At 75.1% G+C, this 4,523-nt stretch carries 4 protein-coding genes and 1 pseudogene; 1 reads left to right on the top strand and 4 read right to left on the bottom strand.

Annotated elements, in window-relative coordinates:
• Nucleotides 1-90: 90 nt before the first annotated feature.
• Nucleotides 91-224: pseudogene (locus tag OP86_RS39295) on the top strand (IS200/IS605 family transposase); the annotation flags it as partial.
• A 245-nt stretch (nt 225-469) separates the two neighbouring features.
• On the opposite strand, the gene OP86_RS32045 reads toward OP86_RS39295, so the two are convergent.
• From OP86_RS32045 to OP86_RS32060, 4 genes are read right to left on the bottom strand one after another with little or no spacing between them, the layout of a single operon-like run.
• The gene (locus OP86_RS32045; protein WP_030062642.1) at nt 470-1,306 is read right to left on the bottom strand and encodes a class II fructose-bisphosphate aldolase; all 837 of its coding nucleotides are present in this window, start codon (nt 1,304-1,306) and stop codon (nt 470-472) included.
• Nucleotides 1,294-2,274: a 1-phosphofructokinase family hexose kinase gene (locus OP86_RS32050; protein ID WP_051831154.1), complete on the bottom strand. Its 981-nt coding sequence runs from the start codon at nt 2,272-2,274 to the stop codon at nt 1,294-1,296. The genes OP86_RS32045 and OP86_RS32050 overlap by 13 nt, the downstream gene beginning before the upstream one ends.
• On the bottom strand, nt 2,271-3,338 hold the full coding sequence (locus OP86_RS32055) for an ROK family protein (RefSeq protein ID WP_063832505.1): 1,068 nt from the start codon (nt 3,336-3,338) through the stop codon (nt 2,271-2,273). The genes OP86_RS32050 and OP86_RS32055 overlap by 4 nt, the downstream gene beginning before the upstream one ends.
• Complete coding sequence (locus OP86_RS32060) at nt 3,335-4,234, bottom strand: SIS domain-containing protein (RefSeq protein WP_030062638.1); 900 nt, start codon at nt 4,232-4,234, stop codon at nt 3,335-3,337. The genes OP86_RS32055 and OP86_RS32060 overlap by 4 nt, the downstream gene beginning before the upstream one ends.
• Nucleotides 4,235-4,523 lie beyond the last annotated feature (289 nt).

The following is a 4,523-nucleotide window of genomic DNA, read 5'->3' on the forward strand; positions in this document are numbered from 1 at the left end:
CGCTTGCTCATGTTGCTCTTGCCACTCACTACCTGGACTGCTTCCTCCGGGACCATCCGTCCCAGTATCAGGCTGTCCAGCTCAGTGGGGGAACTTCACAGCCACGTCCGCCGATACCTGTGGGGCGGACACTTCCGGTCCGGCTCCTACCTCGCAGGATCATGTGGCGGGGCACCCTGACCGTCGTCAAGCACTGCATCGAGAACCAGCAGCATCCCGTCTGAACTGTCACCCCGGAGACACAGAGCACTCCGACACTCCGCACCTGAGGTAGAGCACCTGGATCCCGGCGGCGGTCCGCCGCTGCGCCTTGTCGCGCAGTCCGGCGACGCTACAGGTGCGGTTCGGCTGTTCCCCACAGTAGTTGGGGGCCTTGATGTCCAGCCCGACCCAGCGGGAGCCGGCGCCCCGCGTTGGCGTTGGAGACGACATCCGCGGGGGGGTGACCGTCAGATCACACGGCGCCGGGTCAGGACGCCCGGAGCACCCCCAGCAGGCGGGCGACCTCGTCCGTGACGGCGGTGCGGCCCGCGCCCAGGTAGCGGCGGGTGTCCACCAGGTGCTCGTCCTCGCGCAGGCAGGTGCGGACGGCGGCGGTGAAGGCCTTGTTGAGGTGGGTGGCTATGTTGATCTTGGTCATGCCGTGCCGGACGGCCGCCGCCAGGTTGTCGTCGGCGACGCCGGAGGAGCCGTGCAGCACCAGGGGGACCGGGACGGCGGCGGCGATCCCGGCGACGAGGTCCAGGTCGAGGACGGCGTCCCGGGTCAGCATGGCGTGCGAACTGCCCACCGCCACGGCGAGGGCGTCCACCCCGGTGCTCGCCACGAAGGCCGCCGCCTCCCCCGGATCGGTACGGGCGCCGGCGGCGTGGACGCCGTCCTTGCCGCCGATCTCGCCGAGTTCGGCCTCCACCCAGACGCCTTCCGCGTGGCAGTGCGCGACGACGCCCGCGGTGGCCCGCACGTTCGCCTCGTAGTCGAGCGCGGAGGCGTCGAACATGACGGAGCCGACACCGAGTTCGACCCCTTCGCGGACCAGCTCCGGGGACGTCACGTGGTCCAGGTGCAGCGCGACGGGCACGGTCGCGGCCCGGGCCACGGCGAGCGCGGCCCGGCCGATCGGGGCGAGCGCGCCGTGGTAGCGCACGGCGTTCTCGCTGATCTGCAGGATCACCGGGGCCCCGGACCGCTCGGCCCCGGCGACGATCGCCTCGGCGTGTTCCAGCTGGATGACGTTGAAGGCGCCGACACCGTGCCGGCGCCGGACGGCGGGCTCGACGATCGAACGGGTGGCTACGAGGGGCATGGTTCTCCTTGCGGGCCGGAGGAGGAGGGTCGGGCGGGGTCAGGTCCCGCCGGGTGGACCGGCCGGACCCGGACGAGCGGCAGCAGCCGCCGGTGGTCGGCCGGGTCGAAGCTCCCGGCGAGCGGCGCGAGCACGGTCGCCGCGGACAGCGCGACCGCCTCGGCCAGCCGCTCCGGCCACGGAGTACCTGCCACCAGACCGGCGGTGAGCGCGGCCACGGCCGAGTCACCGGCGCCGGTCGGGTTGCCGCGTGCGTCCTCGGGCGGCCGCGCTCGCCAGTCCCCCTCCGGCGTGCTGGCGAGCAGCCCGCCGGGGCCGAGGGACACCACCACGGCACGGGCGCCGGCCGCACGCAGCTTCCGGGCGCCGGTGAGCGGGGCCACCGGGCCTGCCGTGGCGGCGAGTTCGGCCGCATTGGGCTTGACCAGCGCGGGGCCCGCGGCCAGGCTCGCGAGCAGGGCGGGCCCCTCGGCATCGAGGACCGCGGGCACCCCCACCTCGGTGGCGAGGGCCACCAGGCGGCCGTAGGCGTCCGGGGGCACGCCGACGGGCAGCGAGCCGGACAGCACGACCGCCCGGGCGGTGCGCAGCAGCCGGCGGTACCGGACGGTGAAGTCGGACCACTCCTCGGCGGTGACGGCCGGGCCGGGCTCCAGATAGACGGTCGCGTCGCCGCTGGCGTTCTCGACCACCGCGACGGTGCGCCTGGTCGTGCCCCCGATCGGGACGAGTTCGTCCCGCAGCCCGGCGGCCGCGAGGTCGGCGCGCAGGGCCTGCCCGGTGCTGCCGCCGGCCAGGCCGGTGACGGCGGTGTCGTGGCCGAGCGCGGCGAGCACCCGGGCCACGTTGACGCCCTTGCCGCCGGCCCGTTCGGTGACGGTCTCGATCCGGTTGCTGCCGTGGCGGGCCACCCGGTCGAGCCGGTAGGTCACGTCGACGGCGGCGTTGAGGGTGACGGTGAGGATCACGGCACGCCTCCCGACGACGGCACGCCCACCGACGACGGCACGCCTCCCGACGACGGCACGCCTCCCGACGACGGCATGCCACCGGCCGACACGGACCAAGACGCGAGGCCGGAGGCGGCCAGGTCCTGGGCGAGTAAGGCCGCGCCGAGGCAGCCCGCGCGGCGGCCGAGTTCGGCGGCGACCAGCCGGGGCGGGGCCCGGAAGGCGAGCCGCTCGGCGAGCGCCGCGGCCAGTGGGGCGAGGAGGTCCTCCCCGGCCCGGGCGAGGCCGCCGCCGATCACGATCCGCTCCGGGTCGAGCAGGGCGACGGTGGCGGCCAGGCCGTCGGCGAGTGCCTCGACCGCCTCGGCCCAGACCTGCCCGGCCGCGGCTTCACCGGCGACCGCGCGCCGGTGCACGTCCTCGGCGTCGAGGGTGGTCGAGCCGGTGAGCCGGGCGTGACGGCGGGCGATCGCGGCGGCCGAGGCGACCGTCTCCAGGCATCCCCGGCCGCCGCAGGCGCAGCGCTCGCCGCCGGGCCGCACGACGAGGTGGCCGAGTTCGCCCGCGATCCCCCGCGCGCCGGTCACCGCGCGGCCGCCGGTCACGAGGGCCGCGGCGATGCCCGTGCCGACGGGGACGAAGACGAAGGAGTCGCTGCCCCGGCCGGCGCCGAGGCGGGCCTCGGCGAGGCCGCCGGCCCGGACGTCGTGGCCGAACGCGACCGGGAGGCCGAGGTGTTCGGCCAGTCGGTGGCGGATCGGGACGTCGTGCCAATCCAGGTTGACCGCTCTGACCACCGTGCCGGCGGTCTCGTCGACCAGGCCGGGTGCGACGACTCCGGCGGCCCGGGGCGGGGTTCCGGCGTGCCGGGCGAGGTCCGCGAGTTCGGTGGCGAAGCCGAGCACGGTGTCGATGACGGCCCCGGCGCCGCGTGCGGGCCCGGTGGGCCGCGCGGGCTGTGCGGGCCGCGCGGGCCGGGTGGGCCGGGTGGGCCGGCGCTCGGTCCGGACGACCGTGCCGTCCTGCGCGACGACGGCACCCTTGAGTTCGGTGCCGCCGATGTCCAGGGCGATGACGGTCACGGCTGGTCGAGGATGATCGAGCGGGTCAGGTTGCGCGGCTGATCCGGGTCCAGGCCGCGTCGCTCGGCGAGGGCGACCGCGAGGCGCTGGGCGCGGACGAGTTCGGCCTGCGGGTCGAGGTCGGAGGTGACGACGGCGGCGCCGGTGGCGCGGACCTGCTCCGGCAGGCCGGCGGGCGGGGCGCCGAGGAACCAGACGACGCGGCCGGGTGCGCTGATGCTGATCGGGCCGTGGCGGTACTCCATCGCCGGGTAGGACTCGGTCCAACTGCCGGAGGCCTCACGGAGCTTGAGGGCCGCCTCGTGGGCCAGGCCGACCGTCCAGCCGGTGCCGAGGAAGGTGAACTGCTCTGCCGCCAGGGCGGCTTCGGGCAGTTCGTCGAGGACGGCGGTGCGCGCCTGGGCGGGCAGCTCGGCGGGGGCCAGGCCGAGGTGGTGGCGCAGCAGGGCCAGGGCGGTGGTGGCGAAGCGGGTCTGCACGACCGACTTCTCGTCGGCGAAGGAGAGGTCGACGACGGTGTCGGCCGCGGTGGCGACGGGGGTGGCGAGGTCGCCGGTGATCGCGGTCGTCGCGGCACGGGCGCCGGTTCGGGCGCCGGTACGGGCACGGGTGCGGGCGAGGGCGGTGAGGACCTCGGTGGTGGTCCCGGAGCGGGTGATCGCGAGCACCCGGTCGTAGCGGCGGGTCTCGGGGAAGGCGGACGCGGCGAAGGCGTCGGTCTCGCCGAGGCCGGCCTCCTCGCGCAGGGACGCGTAGGCCTGCGCGATGTAGAGGGAGGTGCCGCAGCCCAGGACGGCCACCCGCTCCCCCGGTTCGGGGAGGCCTTCGGGCTTTGACTCCAGGGCGCGGGACCAGCATTCGGGCTGACTGGCGATCTCGGTGGTGACGTGGCTCATCAATCCTCCTGCGCAGATCTGCACTGAGATGATTGGATCTGAGCAAAAGATAGGCCAGTCAATCAATCTTGAACAGAAGGGCCGCAGTGAAACCTACGACGCGCCACTCCGCGTGATCATCTGCTCAGAATCGCTCAGAACCGCTCACCCCGACTCCGGAGGCTGCCCGATGACCACTGCGCACCCCCTCGCCCTGGCCGGCGCCCGCCTGGTCCTGCCCGGCGGCGTCGTCGAGGGCGACCGGCTCGCGATCGAGGGCACCCGCATCGCGGGCCTCGGCGGCGACACC

The organism is Streptomyces novaecaesareae, from assembly GCF_000716875.1.
GTDB lineage: Bacteria > Actinomycetota > Actinomycetes > Streptomycetales > Streptomycetaceae > Kitasatospora > Kitasatospora novaecaesareae.

Bases quoted from the DNA above. Each gene is read 5' to 3' on its own strand.
- OP86_RS32045 (WP_030062642.1), bottom strand. From the start codon at position 1,306: ATGCCCCTCGTAGCCACCCGTTCGATCGTCGAGCCCGCCGTCCGGCGC.
- OP86_RS32060 (WP_030062638.1), bottom strand. From the start codon at position 4,234: ATGAGCCACGTCACCACCGAGATCGCCAGTCAGCCCGAATGCTGGTCC.